This window comes from Gluconobacter aidae (assembly GCF_009547075.1).
GTDB classification, from domain to species: Bacteria; Pseudomonadota; Alphaproteobacteria; order Acetobacterales; family Acetobacteraceae; genus Gluconobacter; species Gluconobacter aidae.
In genome coordinates, this window is sequence record NZ_WIPH01000043.1 from 1 (window position 1) to 17,204 (window position 17,204).

Below are 17,204 nucleotides of genomic sequence, written 5' to 3' on the forward strand. Positions count from 1 at the left end.
CGGACTGGAATTCGAGCAGGCCCCGGCTCCAGGCCGTAACGCGTTCCAGATCATCGTCAGACAGGACGGTCAGGGAAATCCGGTTGTGCTCGTAACGGATCCAGTCGCGCCTGTGCAGCACGCGCCGTTCCTTCTCCCCCGCGCAGCGGATCAGGATATGGCCGCCCAGAACGAGGGCGTCACTCTCCACCCCGCAGGCATGGGCGATCAGGCTGGCGCCGTCGGGAAGATCAATGGACAGTCCGTCCATATTCAGCCGTACAGGGGCTTTTCGCGCGGTCAGATGCGCCTGTCCGCGCAGCAGATCAAGACAGGGCGCGCCCGGGCCGCGGCGGACCCTGAGTACCGTTCCCTGATCGAGGATCAGATCGCCGCAGAGTGGCTCCTGCACATGCAGGAGGCCGGAGCGGGCCTGATAGATCCGCGAGGCTTCAGCAGGTTTTCCTGGAATGACGGCGGCAGCGGCAAGACCTGCGGCAATCGCGAGCCGACCAAAGGCGCGGCGTGACAGGAAAGCGGATGCCGGCGGTTCGGCCGGCAGGGCCGCTCGCTGGAACGCCGCCACACGTCCGGCCGACAGCCAGATGGTCCGGGCGCGCATAAAGGCGCCGCGATGGCGGACGTCCTGCGCCAGCCATGCCTTCAGCGTTGCGTCTTCCCGGCTGGACAAAGGCGCCCTGTCCAGTCGCGCAACCCACTCAAAAGCGATGGTGTCGATGGGATTTTCGCTCAGATCATCGCTTTTCAACGACTGACTTAACCTCTCCATGTCGTTTCGGGCCGGCTTTTGCGGGGATATGACGTTCCTCGGAAAAGAAGCGGCTCAGGGCTCTGAGCCCGCGCGCCACCTGCTTTTCGACGATGTTCTCCGAAATGCCCAGCCGTTCCGAAACCTGCCTCTGCGATAACCCTTCAAGCCTGCGCAGCAGGAGAACCTGCCGGCAGCGTTCGGGGAGTTGTTCAACCATCTGGTGGAGACATTCAAGCTCCTGCCGCACTTCGACCACCTGCTGGGGTGAAGGCGACTCATCCATGATGTTCTGGGCGTCAAAATCCGCCAGTGCGGTAATGGAAATAATGCGGGCGCGGCGATAATGCTGGAGGACGATATTGCGGGCCATGCGGAAAAGATAAGCCTGCGGGGCTTTGATCAGCTCGACATGGACGTCCAGAAAAGTCGCATAGCACTCCTGCACGACGTCATCGACTTCGATGTCCCGGAACTTCCGGAGCCAGCCGCGCAGGGCGCGTTCATGGGGGATGATGTGACGCGAGAGCCATATGATTTTCTCATTCTGGCTGAGGACGTTATCGGGTTCGTCTTCCAACTGCGCATCCCACGTCACGGTGAATGCGTCCGCTTGTAGCGACTGGAGACTGCCAGTCATTTGATAGTTTCATGACAACCTGAGCCCATGCCTCATAGCCAGGACATGATGAACCGGAAAGTAGGGAATGTCTGCCTGAGGTCTCTTTCTGGCCCGGTAGGCGGCCCTTCCCCGGTACGCGGAAGCATACGCGCATCATACTTATCATCTGATGGTGCAGGATAATTGTGTTCTGTCACGAGAGTGTCGCGCTGGCAATTCTGCGATACACCGGGACTTAAATGGAAGTTTTTTGAAATAAAATACAACATAGATATAAAACATCCTGAATTATTTCAAATTAAAATAGGCATGTTGCTTTAATTGTCGTCGGTTACCAAGGAGAAATTGTATGTGTATAAGTGTAACCGTAATATGGCACTTATGCAACAGCACCTTTTGATCCGCCAAAAGGCTCTTGTTTTCGGATAGACAAAGTTCCGTATGGAAAACTATTTCTGAGGAGCTTAAAAAAATCGTCTGACAGTGAGGCCCCATGATTCTTTATCGACGCAGGGATCTGCTTTTGTGCGCTTCCATCCTTGCAACCGGGCTGGGAATCTCCGCGAAAGCAGAAGCCCAGACTGCCACCAGCACGCATCATCGTACGTCCTCACACGGTGAGTCTGTTCATAAAAAGAGTGCTGTGAAAACTGCCGGAAAAACTGAAGCCGGACCGTCTGTAACCGCTGCTACAACAGCCTCTTCTCCCGTGACGGCGGGGACACCTGCCCCCACCTTTACGGCTCAGAACCGTCATGATCGCGCTCTTGCCTCCATTGAAACCGGGCGCGTGGAAACGGTGGTTGTTACGGGATCTGCGCTGAGCACCTCCAACAACCAGAACGCCAATCCGGTGCAGATCATCAGCAGCAAGCAGATCGAACAGACAGGCGCCACCACGCTTGGTGACTATCTGCAACGTCTGCCTTCGATCGGCTCGCAAGGAACGACGAACAGTCAGACCAACGGTACGGATGGTGTCAGTTGCACGGATATTCGTAATCTGGGTCAGCAGCGCGTTCTGGTGCTGGTTGATGGCAAGCGTGCCGCCATTAACGGTGAGTCCAGCTGTTTCGACATGAACACCATCAATATCCATCAGGTGGCCAGTGTTGAAATCCTGAAGGATGGTGGCTCCGAACTGTATGGCGCCGACGCGGTTTCCGGCGTCATCAACATCAAGCTGAAGCATAATCTGAGCGACGGTAACATTACGGTTCGTGGCGGAATCACCGATGTGGGTGATGGTCAGACCGGAATGATCTCCGGCTACAAGGGCTGGAATTTCGATCATGGCAAGGGCAATGTCACGGTTTCCGGCTCTTACATGACGCAAAGCGGCATCAAGCAAAAAAACCGTTCCTGGGCGACGCCGGTTCAGGAGAATGACCCATCCGATGCCTCTGACGTTACCTATGGCTCCGCTATTCCGACGGCAGGCCGTTTCATCGGTGCGACCAGCGGCAACGACATGATCGCGAACAGCAACGGGACGCTGCGTTCATTCACGAGCGCGGATCGCTACAACTACGGCAACGACCAGTCCCTGACGAACTCCCTTCAGGATGCGACGCTGTCATTCGATGCGCATTATGACATCAACAGTCATTTTACGCCGTATCTGAACTTCAACTACAGTCACCGAAATTCATCGACTACAATGGCGGCGGAACCAGTGACGGGCAGTATCTATCCCTCCACATTGCCTACGACACTTTATATTCCGGCAAACGACCCGTACAATACATCTGGCGAAGACCAGTACATGTATAAACGTATGTCCGAGTGGGGTGACCGCCGCACCGAAACCGCTTCTGACACCTATACTGGCATTGCCGGCGTCAAGGGTGAAATTACCCATGGCTGGAATTATGACCTGTCCTATACCTATGGCTGGAACCAGGTTTCAAACCAGGTCGAGGGCGTAGGAAATTATGCCAAGCTTCTGGAAACATACGGCCTGCGTCAGGTAACGCCAGGTGATTCCAGCAGTGCGCTTGTCTACGATCCGTCTGTCTGTAATGCCTCCGCGGGATGTGTGCTGTCCAACCCGTATGAGAAGCTTTCTTCGGCCGCTGCGGCCTATTCCAACTACACCACGCATGAAAACTACTACTACCAGATGCGTGACCTGAACCTGCGTATCAACAACAACCATGTTGTTCACATGCCGTGGGCGAATGGTGGCGATCTCGGTATCGCGCTGGGTATGGAACACCGTGGAGAACAACTTGCCTATCATCCCGATCCGCTGGTCGAAGCCGGTGAGACGCTGACCAATTCCGCCTCCTACACGGGGGGTGGGTTCAACGTCACGGAAGGGTATCTCGAAGGCAAGGTCACGCTGCTGCATAACGCGTTCCTCGCGAAAGATCTGACGATTGACGGTCAGGGCCGGTATTCGTCCTACAACACGTTCGGTGGCACGAAGAACTGGAAGGTCTCCATCAACTGGGCGCCGATCCAGGACATCCGCTTCCGTGCGACGCTTGGCACATCCTACCGTCAGCCGAATGTGTATGAACTGTATGGCGGGCAGTCTCTCGGCTATGCATCCGCGACGGATCCCTGTGATTCCGTGCAGGTCACCACCTATGGCGCGAAATCTGCGATCGTGGCGGCGAACTGTGCCAAGCAGGGCATCAACACGTCCACGTTCAGCTCCACCTATTCCGGCCAGACCCCGACCATTTCTGGTGGTAACAGTGCCCTCAAGCCTGAGACGGGCCGAACCTATACCTTCGGTACGGTGATTACTCCGCGCTGGATCCCGGGTCTCTCGGCTTCCGTCGAATACTGGCACTACACGCTCAAGAACATGATCTCATCCCTGCCCACGCAGTACATCATGGATGAGTGCTACACGGGAGCCAATACGTCGTATTGCAGTGATATCACGCGCAATTCGAGCACGGGTCAGCTCAACTCCGTCTCGGCACTGTACGAGAATATCGGCGGCCTGAAGACAAGCGGTATCGACTTCGACCTCGATTATCGTATCCGCATCACGCGCCATGATGTGCTGACGCTGTCCAACAACTTCCAGCAGCTCGTCAGCTATCTTGAGCAGTATGAGCCCGGTGGTTCGTGGTACAATTATGCCGGGCGTATGCTTTATCAATCCGGTTATGGTATGCCGCGCGTTCGTGACTATGCCACGGTTGGCTGGCAGCATGGGGCCATCGGCTTTACCTACATGATGAACTATATCGGTGGCATGCGCTGGAACGACGGGACCGAGGACCTGACACGCGCCAATGGCTACGGTCGTACCAGCACTCCGGGGATCTTTTCCCACGATGTGACGGTAACGTATCGCTGGAACCGCTGGAACTTCCAGGGTGGTGTGAACAATCTGCTCGACAAGAAGCCACCTTTTGTTGCCAGCGCAACGGATAACAGTGCCTCCGCGCTGTATGGCAGTCTTTACATGGGACGTTACGTCTTTCTGCAGGCTGGCGTGAACTTCTGATCCCAGTCACCGGTCAGACCAAAAGAAAAGGCAGCTCGCAGGAGCTGCCTTTTCTGGTTTCCGGTGTCGGTCTGTAAGACCCGTCCTTTCTCAGGACGGACTATGGATTACCGGCCGGCTTTCACCAGACGAACCGCCTCTATCTGGTCGCCTTCTCCGCCCGTAGAGGCCAGCCCCCTGCCCAGATCCTCTCCCACGATCCGCGCACAGAGTGCCAGCGAGAGCGCACCTGCATCCGGGTGGCCCTTGCTGCGCTCACCGTGCATTTTCGCGCGCCCCATCCGTGGCAGCAGATCACGCGTCGCCTGCGCAGCCTTATGAGACGCCTGCGCCCCCATCTGCCAGGCTTCCACAAGCCCATGCCCCGCGGCCAGAGCCTTTTCCAGCGTTTCGACAAACGGCACCAGCGCATCTACCAGTGTCTTGTCGCCGGGTTTCGCCCGGCCAAGCTCCATGATGCGTTCCATGCTGTTCCGCGCACCGCCTGAAAGCTGCTGTGCATCGGGAAGGCTGTTGTCATCAAAGGCCAGACTGAACGCCCGCAGCCCCTCCCCCCACAACGCCCCGGATGTTCCCCCGGCCCGATCCGCCCAGGCGTCCGCCGCCGAAGCCAGAACAGTCGCAGGACCAGCCCCCGCATCCGCCGCAGCCCGCGCCACTTTTGCCGCAGCAGCAGAACCGCGCGCCATACCCTGTCCATGGTCTCCGTCCCCCGCCACGGCATCGATATGCCCCAGGTCGGACTCCGCTTCCGCCAGTGTCCGGGCCAGATGATCCATAACAGCAGCCACACAGGCTCCGCCACGACGCCCCTGCGCCGTTCCGGAGCGCATGTACAGGATCTCGGTTTCCTCAGGCACTTCAAGCCGCGTGATTCCGTCCCCGCTCAACTGACCATGGCTCAGCGCGGCAGATTCCACAGGCGAACGCCAGTACCGCTCCAGATCCTCATCGAGCCATGTCAGTGTCAGTGAACAGCCCGCCATATCAAGGCTCGTGACGTACTCGCCCACCAGCGGCGCCACGAGCGTCAGACCTGCTTTCTCGAACATCGGCACCAGCCGTTCCCACAGGACAAACAGCTCTTCCTGCTTGGTGCTGCCCAGACCATTCAGCAGAACGGCCACCCGGCGCGACGCTCCTTCCGGAAGCTCTGCCAGCAGGCGGTCGAACAGGATATGCGCCAGATGCTCCGGGTCCGGAACATCCTGCTCGTCAATGCCCGGCTCGCCATGCACACCCAGTCCAAGCGCCATGCGATTCTTCGGAACCTCGAACAGCTTTTCCTTCTCGCCCGGCAGCGTGCAGCCATCGAACGCCACACCGAACGTGCAGGTCTGACGGTTCACCCGATGCGCGACTTCCTCGACTTCATCGAGCGTCAGCCCCGCCTCGGCCGCAGCGCCCACGATCCGGAAGATCACCAGATCGCCGGCAATGCCACGTCGCTTCTCCCGTGTGGATGCCTCCGAACTTGCCACATCATCCGCCGTCGCCAGAACGCGGACGTCATAGCCCTCTTCACGCAGACGGTCCGCCGCGATCCCGAAATTCAGCACGTCCCCGGCATAGTTGCCGTAACCGAGAAGGATCCCGCCCCCCAGATCGGCCTGCCGCGCGATGCTCTTGATGGCCTGCGTGGAGGGCGAGGCGAAAATGTCCCCCGCCACTGCCGCATCCCCGAAGCCCGGACCGACATAGCCCGCAAAGGCCGGATAATGTCCCGAGCCACCGCCTAGGACGACAGCCACCTTGCCGCGACGGCCCGGGGTGGCCCGAAGCACACCACCGCGCACATATCGCACGAGATCGGGATGAAGAAGGCTGAACCCCCGAAGGGCGGACGCCGCGAAAGTCGATGCGTCACCGCAGATCTTGGTCATGGAACGTCTCCCTGTCAGATTTCAGACGGCATCACGGTTGAGATAACGGCGGGCCAGCGCGTCAAAGGAAATCGCCAGCACAACGATCCCTCCACTGACGACCGACTGCCAGTACGGCGAGATGCCAAACAGAACGATGATGTCTTCGATGATGCCGATGATGACGGCGCCCAGAACCGCGCCGATCGGGCTGCCAATGCCACCCGTCGTCGCCACGCCACCAATGACGGCAGCGGCAATCGGTCCCAGCACCCAGGTGTCACCGATGGAAGGCTGGGCCGTGCCCAGACGCGCCACCATCAGGATGCCTGCCAGCGCCGAAAGGAACCCGGCCAGCGCGAACGCGCCCATGCGGATCGCATTGACCCGGATCCCCAGCATCCTTGCCGCATCGGGATTGCTGCCAATGGCGTAGATGTAACGCCCGACCGGGGTGCGCAGCATGACGAACGCCACGATCGCCAGACAGACCAGCAGCACCAGGAACGGCACCGGCACGCCCATCACGAGCCCACGGCCCAGAAACGTGATGTCCCGCGGCACACCTGTGATCGCAACACCCTTGGTCGCAACGAGGTTGGCACCGCCATATACGCCGGCCATACCGATCGTCAGCACCAGGGAATGCAGGCGGAGCTGCGTGATCAGCGCGCCGTTCAGCAATCCGCACGCCCCACCCATCAGCAGGCACAGCCCCAGCGACAGCCAGGGATTCAACCCGAGCTGCACCATCAGGATGCCGCCCACCACACCCGCAAGCCCACCAATCGCACCGACGGACAGATCAAGCTCGCCGAGGATCATCAGGATGGACTGCCCGATGGTGACCAGCCCGATAAAGGCCAGCGCCCGGGCAATGATGACCATGTTGAAGGTCGTCAGAAAATGCGGTGAAAGCGCACAGGACGCCCCGAATATGATGACCAGCGCCGCAATGACGCCCCCCAGCGGATTTCCTGCCAGACGGGAGACGAGCGCCTTGAGTGGGGGGAGCTTCGGCGGCTGCTGTGAGGGTGCTGCCGGAACAGTGGTTTCAAGCGACATGACGGTTCTCCGGGGCGCCGATGATCGCGCCGACAAGTGTGTTGACGTCAGTAGTGGCCTGATCGAACGACCCCGTGATCCGGCCGGAATACATGGTGATGATCCGCGAAGCGCAGCGCTGGAGTTCGGTCATTTCGGACGAGACGAGGATGATCCCCACGCCCTCTTCGGCGAGCTGCTGCATGATGCGGTAGATCTGAAACTTTGTGCCGATATCGATTCCCTTGGTCGGCTCGTCGAAAATCAGCACCCGCGGCCGCCGCGCCATCGCCCGGCCGATGATTGCCTTCTGCTGGTTTCCGCCAGACAGATGTGCGATCTTCTTGCCAGCCGAGGACGTGCGCACGTCGAACTGGCGGATCGTTTCGGCCACGACCTCGTTCTCACGCGCCGGGGAAATGATTCCGCCGCGCTTCATGCGATCCAGAACCGAGAGGCTGATATTTTCCCGCACACTCAGAAGCGGGAAAATGCCATGATGCTTGCGCTCCTCGGACAGGTAAACCATTCCCAGAGCCACGGCCCGATCGGTACGGCCTTTCGGGATTTCCTCGCCCTCAAGGAAGGCATGCCCCCCTGTTGCCCGCAGATATCCGAAGATCGTCTGCATCAGCTCCGAGCGCCCCGCGCCCACAAGTCCAGCAAAGCCCAGGATCTCTCCATGCCGCAGGACAAAAGACGCATCCGAGAACCCTGGCCCCGACATATCTTTAACGCTCAAGATGACATCAGATTCAGACGCAGCCATGCGTGGCTGGAACTTCTCCTCAAGCGAGACCGAACTGCCCGACATCAGCCGGATCAGGTGCCCCTCCGTCATCTCCGCCATCGGATAGGTGCCCACGCTGCGACCATTGCGCAGCACCGTCACCGTGTCCCCGAGCGCAAAGATTTCTTCCATCTTGTGCGACACGAACACGATCGCGCAGCCCTCGTCGCGCAGGCGGTGAATGATGCGGAACAGATGCTCCGTCTCATTGGCCGTCAGGGACGAGGTCGGCTCGTCCAGGATCAGAACCTTGAATTCCTCACGGCATGCCGCGCGCGCAATCTGAAGGAGCTGCTGGTCCGGTACGCTGATGCGGTTTACGAGCTGCCCCGGCTTCGCATGAATGCCGAACCGCTCGATCAGTTCCGCCGCCGCCTTCTCCATTGCTCCGCGCGACACCGTCAGATGCCCGAACCCGGAGCGGTTAAACGGCATGAACATGTTCTCGGCTACGGTCATCGGCCCGAACAGGTTCAGCTCCTGCGGGACATAGGCGACCTTCTCGAACAGTGTCCGGTCATGCAGCGCATCCTGTCCTTCGATCAGGATGGTTCCCTCATCCGGCACGACCAGCCCGGTCAGCGTCTTGATGAGCGTGGACTTCCCGGCGCCGTTCTCCCCGGCAAGAATATGGATCTTCCCCGGCTCAAGCGTCAGATCGACATGATCGAGCGCCACCACGCCGGGATAGGTCTTCCGGACGCCTTCAATCTGAAGAACTGTCATGACCGTCACTCCCCTTCCTGTCCTGCTGCGTCAGAGGTTCTTGCTCGTCAGAAGATCGATGCCGGTATCGATGTATTTGGGCGTCTTCTGCCCCATGGCCCGCTGCCAGGCAGACACGACGGCCCAGTAACCCTGCATTTCCGGTCGGCTCGACGCAGAGGATTCAGCAACGCCCTCCTTGATGAGCTGGATCATGTCATTGAGGTTATCGAGCCCCACTTCCCTGACCTTGCCCGTCTTGCCGCTCTCGCGGATGGCCTGGCCGACGCCCACCGGACCGGAGGCATCGCACTCGACCCAACCGACCAGATCCGGATGTGCCTGCATGATGGCGGATGCCTGCTTCTGTGCGGTTTCGATGCTGTCATTGTCCACCCCCGTCGCCACGACTTTCATGTCCGGGTATTTGGCAAAGACCTTCTTTTCGCACTCGGCCCGCAGCGTATGGTTCGGCGCCGTCGGTACCCCCATCATGATCGCCACTTCGCCCTTCTTGCCGACGAGGTTCGCCAGCCGCTCGGCCGCCATCGTCCCCTGTTCGCAGAAATCCGCGCCCACGGCCGTGATGTCCATGCCTTCAGGCGGCAGGGAATCAAACACCGTCATGGGGATCTTCTCGTCCACGGCTTCATCCATCGTGGCGCGGTTGCCCTTCTCGTCCAGCAGGTCCAGGATCAGTCCGTCCGGATGGGTCGCGATGGCACGCTCGATAATATCGTTCTGCGAGGACACATCGGCCGTCTGCGGTGCGCGGTATTCGATCTCGACCTTCCGCCCCGTCGCCTGCGAGATCATCGCCGCAGCCGCCTGCGCCCCGTTATTCGCCTTGTCGAACCAGGGATGCACGGTCTTGGGGATCAGCACGAACCGCAGGGGCCCGCTGTTATCCGCTGCATGGGCCTGACCTGCTGCAAGCGGTGCCAGAAATGGCGCGGCCGTCAGCATTGCGGCAAAAGCAAATGCCGTTTTCATAAGTGTATTCTTTCAAAGAACCAGCCGGATCATTTCCGGACCGGGAGTTTTACTTCAGCAACTTGCGCCGACACGAGCCTGATGGCGGTATTTCTTTCCGAGTGCATCAATGCCAGCCACATTCCGTGCCGAGGCACTGCGCGGATCAAACGTACAGGCCAGCCAGGCTTCGGCAATGGATTTCGCCACTTCCGGCCCGATGACGCGCGATCCCATCGTGATGATATGCGCATTATTCGACAGCGCCGCACGCTCCGCGGAATACGTGTCGTGGGTCAGCGCAGCCCGGATCCCCGGGATCTTGTTGGCGGAAATGCACACCCCGATCCCCGTCCCGCAGCACAGGATACCCCGGTCGTATTCTCCCTGCAGAACGGCCAGCGCCACGCGCTCGCTCAGTTCCGAATACAGTTCGGCGCGCTCGTCCTCGGGATGGGACATGTCAACGACGACATGCCGCCCCAGTGTCGAGAGATGTTCCACCAGAAGCCGTGCCAGGCCTTCGCCTGCACTGTCTCCACCAATCGCAATACGCATGACTGTTCTCCGTTTCTTTGACGTTCAGTCAGACTGTTCCGCTGCCGGGAACAGGACGTGATCCCGTGATGACCGTCATCACGCGGCAATTTTGCGGGACACAACCCCGCTCACACTTTCCACCAGCGTCATGAAATCCGCAGGCTCCCAGGCCGCGCGCCCGACAAACACACCGTCCACATCCGGCAATGCGACGTAATCGCGGATATTCGCCTGCGAGACGCTGCCGCCATAAAGCAGCGGGATGCGCACGCCAGTGTCCCCCGCCAGTTCACGCACGACAGCACGCAACTTGGTATGGATCCCGGACACGAACGAGGCCTCGGCCGGACGTCCCGCTGATCCGATGGCCCAGACCGGCTCATACGCAATCATGACCTGTCCCAGATCCTTTCGGGACACCCCATGCAGCGCAATTTTCACCTGCCGTGCCAGCGTCTCCTGCGAGACCCCGAACTCGAATTCCTCCGCTGTATCGCCAATGCAGATAAGCGACCGCAGACCGTGCCGCAGTGCGGCCCTCACCTTGAGGTTCACCGTCCAGTCCGTCTCGCCGAAATGCTGCCGGCGCTCCGAATGGCCGATTTCGACGATGGATGCTCCGCACTCGGCAATCATCGGCGCGGAAACCTCCCCGGTCCAGGCGCCGCTGTCCTCCCAGTGCATGTTCTGCGCGCCGACCAGCAGCGCGCTGTCTTCCAGCACCGAGCATACATCCCGCAGCGACGTGAAAGGCGGGATCACGAACGACCGGATCCCTTTCGGTGGCTGGAAGGATTCAAGCGCCCGCGCCGCCGCAATCGCTTCGGCCGGTCCCTTGTTCATCTTCCAGCTCGTCCCGATCCAGACGCTCTTCTGATCCACAACCAAACTCCCGAAAGACTGACCAACTGGCTGAATGCTCATGACGATTCTCCCAGCCATAACGATACCTAAACCACTTTAACGCTAAACAATAACACTAAAACAGTTATTATAATCAAAAGTAACGATACGTCTGAAAGGTTCCCCACCCTTCACGCAAACGTCACGCAGCCCGCTCCAGCAGGACAGTTTCCGTCACCACACTGTCGATCTCCAGATCGCGCCCGGCGACCAGCCCGCGTTTGCCCATTTTCTCATGATAGAGATGAGTGGCTTCCATGGGCGAGAGCGCGCCATCCGTGACGCTGCGCATGGCTTCGATCAGGAGGACGGGATCGTCCGCGTCCACGATCTTGCGGCCGAACAGGGCAGCACGTGCACCGCAGCACTGGGCCTGATGCAGGAGTTCCAGACAGTCGCGTGTCGTACCGCTGCCGCCGCCCATGATGCCGACGATCACCGATGGGTCGAACTCGCAGAGTTCCGTCAGCGCTTCTGCGCCATTGAACGGCACTTTGAGGAAAACTGGCCGCTCTTCGCGCCGCAGACCGGCCAGACAGCGGACGATCATGTCATTGAGGAAGAAACCGTGATCGGTCCGGGAAATGCGCCCTTCATTGGGATTGAACACTTCCAGGAAATACGAAAAACGACGCTCCGCCGCTTCTTCGCGAAACCGGGCGAACTCTTCCAGCGCCAGACCGTCCTGCTCGGCATCGCCATTGAAGGTCATGGAATACAGGCCGAGATTGGTCTGCGCCTTCATCAGGGACGCTGAACGGAACGGAACCGATTTCTGGCTCTGATAGCTGCTTCCTCTGCCGCGCCACAGATCTGTGGTGTCATTGGCGCGGATGGCCGACTGGATGCGCGTCCCGGCGAAAGCATCTTCCTGAAGCAGTGTCTCCAGGATCGAAGCCGAAGTCAGCATGATGTCCACAACGTCCTGATCGAGGATCGTCCTGATCACATCGACATAGTCGCGCCGGGTGCGGAAGCGCGAGCGCTTTTCCTGCATGGAGACCGGATGGCGATGCAGGCCCGTGGCGCTGATTCCGGCCGCCATATCGGAATCCTTGGCATCCGCGAGGATGAAATCGGTGCGGCTGTCCTGACCCGCCACCATGCGGGCAATCTTTTCTTCGTAACGGTTCATGGTTCATGCCCTCAGGGCTGTATGTGAAAACGATGCGGCAGGAAGCTCACCTTTCAACTGGTGGCGCTCCTGCCCTTCCCGCCAGGTCAGCAGACACTGCTGCTCTGTTTCCTGAGCGCCCCACCCAAGGGTCTCCCCCACAATGGCCCCGGCTTCGCGGACGACGTCCGGCGTCAGCAGGCCGCTCAGCGCAATCGGCGTGCGGCGGAACAGGACATCTGACAGCGTGCGCACCAGTTCATCGGTAGCGATGAAGGCCAGTTCACGCCGCGTGTAGGACGGCAGACTGCGCAGCGGCGCATCCGGCTTTTCCTGACAGAACACGGCGAACGCCCGGGCCCGCGATCCATAGCGCTCCAGAAGCAGGGCCGCCCTTGCTCTCGGCAGGCCGTGCGTGACGAAGAACTCGTCCAGATAGGCGGAATATCGCTCCGGCGGGGGATAATCGCGGCCGCCACCGATCGGGAGGTTCCGGGTGGACAGATGCCGTTCCGCCCCCAGCATTTCCAGCACCCTGTCTGCCGTTTCTTCCGCCAGTCCACGAAACGTCGTCCACTTCCCGCCAACCAGCGACAGAAGCGGTATGCCGCCCAGAAGGTCTTCGTGGATGATGTGATCGCGGCTGATGGCTCCCGGATCAGCGGCATTGGTCGCAGGTAGAGGACGCACACCGCTGTAGCGGTAGATCACATCCTCCGCACTGAACCGGAAGCCCGGAAACAGGCTACCGAGCATATGCAGCATGTAGTCCTGCTCTTCATCGGTGCAGACGGCGCTGTCCGGATCATCAATCCGCAGATCGGTCGAGCCGACGAGCACATGGCCATAGAACGGATAAGCCAGGCAGATCCGTCCGTCCGGTGTTCCGAAATACATCATGCGGCCACGCAGTTCCTGCAACAGCCCCTCATGCCGCAGGAGCAGATGGCTGCCTTTCGTTCCGCCGATATAACGGGTTTGATGCCCCAGATCAGCGTTGATCCGGTCGATCCACGCTCCACCCGCATTGACGATGAGCCGCGGACGGACATGGCGCGTCGCGCCGCTTTTTTCGTCCCGCAGTTCCAGAACCCCATCGGCAAAAGACACCGGCACCGTGTAGGTCGAAACCGCGCAGTCCGTCCCGACATCCATGCCGTCGCGCACGCATTCATAACCGAGACGTTCCGGCTGGGTGATGGCCGCGTCATAATATTGTGCCGTCGCCATGACATCCGCTGCCAGATGCGGCCATTCCTGCCGCGTCTGGCGCTTGAGGAACAGGCTGTGACGCGGCATGACGCGGGCACGGCGCCCGAGGAAATCGTAAATCTGTAGCCCGGCTTCCAGAACGAGCGCCCCGCGATCCGTCATTTTGCCGCCCAGCCTCAGAAACTTCCGGAACGACGGCACAATGCCCCCAAACCAGGAACGGATCGGCAGGACGGTCGGTAGCGGCTTGACCACATGCGGCGCGTTACGCAGCAGCAGGTTGCGCTCCAGCGTGGACTGCGCCACGAGCCGGAATTCGCCAGTCTCAAGATATTTGATACCACCGTGGATCAGGCGGGAGGGCGCGCATGACGCACCGGAACAGAAATCACCCCGGTCCACCAGAAGGACGCGCATGCCCTGAAGGGACAGTTCCCGGAACAGGCCAGCCCCATTGATGCCGGCCCCGATGATCGCGACATCGAACGTGGCGTTGTCCGGTATGGCGGCGAGCCCCTTCATGGCGTGGCCTCCTGCGGCACGAAGCCCATTGCGGCATAGTTCAGGACAGCGCCCGTCTCCACGCTGCCAGGCTCAGAAACAGGCCCTGTCTGAGCCGGGCCACCATCATATAGATCCGACCAGAAAGGCCGCATGGCCTGGGTCAGAGCGACATAACGCCAGTAAATCCCTTCATAGATGCGACGCCGTTCAGTCTGGGGCCTGTATGTCTGCATCGGAATGATCTGGGAGAATACGGCTTCTTCCAGATCGGCGTATCGTCCGATGGAGACGCTGGCTGTCAGGGCAGCCCCCAGCGCGCCTGCTTCACGCACTTCGGGTATTTCCACGTCTGCTCCCAGAATATCGGCGAACATCTGTGCAATCACCGGCTGACCGCTCCCGCCGCCCGATACGCCGATCCTGCGGACCGGACCTGTCTGGCGCAGGGCATCGACATGCTCGCGATGATTGAAGATCGTCCCTTCCACCATGGCCTGGAACAGGTCTGCCCGGTCATGCCAGGACTGGACCCCGAACAGCGAAGCACTGGCTGGCGCTTCATAGGGCGAGCCGAACAGGAAAGGATGATACAGTGGAACCTGATGACGTCCGCCCGGCTTTGACAGGCGGTTTTCCATTTCCGCCGAGAGCTGCCGGGCCGCGTCCTGTTCGTCGGGCTTCAGAAGCCTGGCCAGCCAGTCAAGATTGCTGGAGGATGCGGGTGAAATGGCCATGCAGTTCCACAGGCCACGCCGATATCCGGCACGACAGGCCCAGCCCTCCCCGACGACCGGCCGGTCCCGGAACACTTCATTGATTGAGAACGTACCCGCCGTAATCGAAAGATCCCCGGCCTGCGTATGACCCACCCCGACCGCAGCGGCCGTGACGTCATGCAGCCCGACCGAAACAGGCGTTCCAGCCCTCAACCCGGTCCGGGAAGCAGCCTCAGGCGTCAGGACGCCACCGCTTTCACAGGACAGCCTCATCTCCGGCAGCGCCTTTCGGATGCCCTGCAACCCCAGGATTTCCAGCAGTTCATCGCTGTAGTTCTGTGTATGCAGATCCGTGAAAGACGTGCTGGCTTCCGTCAGATCCGTCGCAATTTCGCCCGTCAGGCAGTACCGGATCCAGTCTTTGGCGAAGATGACGGACCCGATCGCCGCATAACGCTCCGGTTCGTTTTCCCGGATCCAGGCCAGAAGCGTGTTGGCCGAATAGGCGTAAGGCCGCTGACCGGCCACCGGAAGAACCAGATCGGACAGGCCGTCGCGCTGCCAGCGTTCATGGAGCGCCGCAGCACGGCTGTCGAGCGACATGATCCCCCGTCCCAAGGGATTGCTTGAGCGGTCAAGTAGAAAAACACCGTCTCCATGTGCGGTCAGCCCGACTGCGGCAACTGCCGAGCCATCAATCCCTGCATCCGCCAGTGCATCCTGAACCGAACCGATCACGGCCTCCCAGGCCTCATGCATATCGCGCTCAACATGGTGTGGCCGGTCCATATGCTGTGGAACACGACGACGTCCTGTCCCTGTGATCGCACCGGTCGACGAAAACACGACGGCTTTGGTCGTCGTGGAACCACTGTCGATTCCGATGGTGAAATCCTGGCGCATTGAACACCCTCCAGACAGCGTGACAGCTCATCGAGTGATAAGAACGATGAGTCCTCATAACATAGCGGACGGTATTTTAAACACATTAATATGTGATATTTTATAATTTATGTGATTTATTATGTGAGTCCTTTGTAAAATCCGCCATTCCCCAAGGATGGTCTGGTCAGGTCAAAGTCATTTTTCATCGGTGGTCCGTGTCCGGCGGCCATGCCGAAACTCGCATCGAAGAGGCTGTTTGCCCTCAGGCGCAGAAAGGCGAATTGACCCCGCTCCGGAGCGGAACGGGACGACAAAGGCAGCGACCGGCAGAAACTGGAAATGGTGGACATGTCTTTTTCAGAAGGCCGTCCCTGCCGGAAAGGCAGCAATCAGTCAGGATACTTGTTCGATCCCTCAAACTTGCCGAGCGACCCTTCAGGCGGTGGCGGCGGGCGGCATCCGTCTGGCGGTGGCGGAGGTCTGCCATTACTGTCCATAGGCGGAGGTGGCGGTCGATTGCCGTCATTATCCATTCCCGGCGGAGGTCTGCGATCAAATCCGCCGGGAGGTGGCCCGCATCTATGACGTGACTTTGCATCCCCGCCGCGCTTACCCTGTTCGGTATCGTTGTACGACGGAGCCGCTGTGCTGAGAGTTGTATAGGTCTGCCCGTTATAAACGGTAGTGCCCTGAGCCAGGACTGGCAACGGCGTAAGACTGACGGCAAAAATGATCAGAGCTGTAGTGCTGGGGCTCATAAATATCTTCCCAAAAGTAGGTCTGCTACCCTTGAGACGCGCATCCGGGAATTGCCAGTAAGGAATGGCAACGGCATGTTTCCTGTTCCTGTCCGGGATGTTTGGTTCCGGGATTTGATGGTGTGATATTTTCACGTGAGTGAAAGGAAGCGTTATAGGACAGGGACATCATGGCTGCGCCACGGAGGAAAAGATGACATTCTCCGGCCTTCGTGTGCGTGGAACGTGACCAGTCCGGGGATGCTCACAGTCTCTCAGCTATTGCCGCGGGTCACCATATATTCGCCGTTGCCACGAAGCGTCCAGGCGCTGATCGGGGCGAAGCGCGAAGGGTACCCGGAAGAAAATACCTTCTAG

Annotated in this window: 12 protein-coding genes; 1 reads left to right on the forward strand and 11 read right to left on the reverse strand. The window is 59.8% G+C overall.

What is annotated here, in order from left to right; all coding sequences use genetic code 11:
- On the reverse strand, window positions 1-748 hold a 748-nt coding region (locus GFJ39_RS12325), incomplete at its 3' end, for a FecR/PupR family sigma factor regulator (RefSeq protein ID WP_194285375.1).
- Window positions 735-1,388: an RNA polymerase sigma factor gene (locus GFJ39_RS12330; protein WP_153431599.1), complete on the reverse strand. Its 654-nt coding sequence runs from the start codon at window positions 1,386-1,388 to the stop codon at window positions 735-737. The genes GFJ39_RS12325 and GFJ39_RS12330, both read right to left, overlap by 14 nt.
- Before the next feature lie 475 nt (window positions 1,389-1,863).
- On the opposite strand from GFJ39_RS12330, the gene GFJ39_RS12335 reads away from it, so the two are divergent.
- Window positions 1,864-4,842, forward strand: coding sequence for a TonB-dependent receptor domain-containing protein (locus GFJ39_RS12335; protein WP_153431600.1), 2,979 nt, complete (start codon window positions 1,864-1,866; stop codon window positions 4,840-4,842).
- A 107-nt stretch (window positions 4,843-4,949) separates the two neighbouring features.
- Here GFJ39_RS12335 and GFJ39_RS12340 read toward each other — a convergent pair whose 3' ends face one another.
- The 9 genes from GFJ39_RS12340 to GFJ39_RS12380 all read right to left on the reverse strand — a co-directional run bounded on the left by GFJ39_RS12340 (window position 4,950) and on the right by GFJ39_RS12380 (window position 16,107).
- The gene (locus GFJ39_RS12340; RefSeq protein WP_153431601.1) at window positions 4,950-6,725 is read right to left on the reverse strand and encodes a dihydroxyacetone kinase family protein; all 1,776 of its coding nucleotides are present in this window, start codon (window positions 6,723-6,725) and stop codon (window positions 4,950-4,952) included.
- Window positions 6,726-6,746: 21 nt separating this feature from the next.
- Entirely contained in the window at window positions 6,747-7,769 is a 1,023-nt protein-coding gene (locus tag GFJ39_RS12345; RefSeq protein ID WP_041112398.1) for an ABC transporter permease, read from the reverse strand.
- Window positions 7,759-9,264 carry a sugar ABC transporter ATP-binding protein gene (locus tag GFJ39_RS12350; RefSeq protein WP_153431602.1) on the reverse strand — a complete coding sequence of 502 codons (1,506 nt, stop codon included), beginning with the start codon at window positions 9,262-9,264 and terminating at the stop codon, window positions 7,759-7,761. The genes GFJ39_RS12345 and GFJ39_RS12350 overlap by 11 nt, the downstream gene beginning before the upstream one ends.
- A 30-nt stretch (window positions 9,265-9,294) precedes the next feature.
- Entirely contained in the window at window positions 9,295-10,236 is a 942-nt protein-coding gene (locus GFJ39_RS12355) for a substrate-binding domain-containing protein (RefSeq protein ID WP_228391944.1), read from the reverse strand.
- Between the two features lie 54 nt (window positions 10,237-10,290).
- Window positions 10,291-10,773, reverse strand: a complete 483-nt coding sequence (gene derI / locus GFJ39_RS12360) for a D-erythrulose-4-phosphate isomerase (RefSeq protein WP_153431603.1) — start codon at window positions 10,771-10,773, stop codon at window positions 10,291-10,293.
- A gap of 78 nt (window positions 10,774-10,851) precedes the next feature.
- Window positions 10,852-11,679 carry a triose-phosphate isomerase gene (locus GFJ39_RS12365; protein ID WP_153431604.1) on the reverse strand — a complete coding sequence of 276 codons (828 nt, stop codon included), beginning with the start codon at window positions 11,677-11,679 and terminating at the stop codon, window positions 10,852-10,854.
- A gap of 121 nt (window positions 11,680-11,800) precedes the next feature.
- A complete protein-coding gene (locus GFJ39_RS12370; protein ID WP_153431605.1) occupies window positions 11,801-12,793 on the reverse strand; it encodes a beta/alpha barrel domain-containing protein in 993 nt (330 codons plus the stop codon).
- 3 nt (window positions 12,794-12,796) lie between these two features.
- Window positions 12,797-14,506: a glycerol-3-phosphate dehydrogenase/oxidase gene (locus GFJ39_RS12375; RefSeq protein WP_153431606.1), complete on the reverse strand. Its 1,710-nt coding sequence runs from the start codon at window positions 14,504-14,506 to the stop codon at window positions 12,797-12,799.
- Window positions 14,503-16,107: an FGGY-family carbohydrate kinase gene (locus GFJ39_RS12380; RefSeq protein ID WP_153431607.1), complete on the reverse strand. Its 1,605-nt coding sequence runs from the start codon at window positions 16,105-16,107 to the stop codon at window positions 14,503-14,505. Before GFJ39_RS12380 ends, GFJ39_RS12375 begins: the two co-directional genes overlap by 4 nt.
- Window positions 16,108-17,204 lie beyond the last annotated feature (1,097 nt).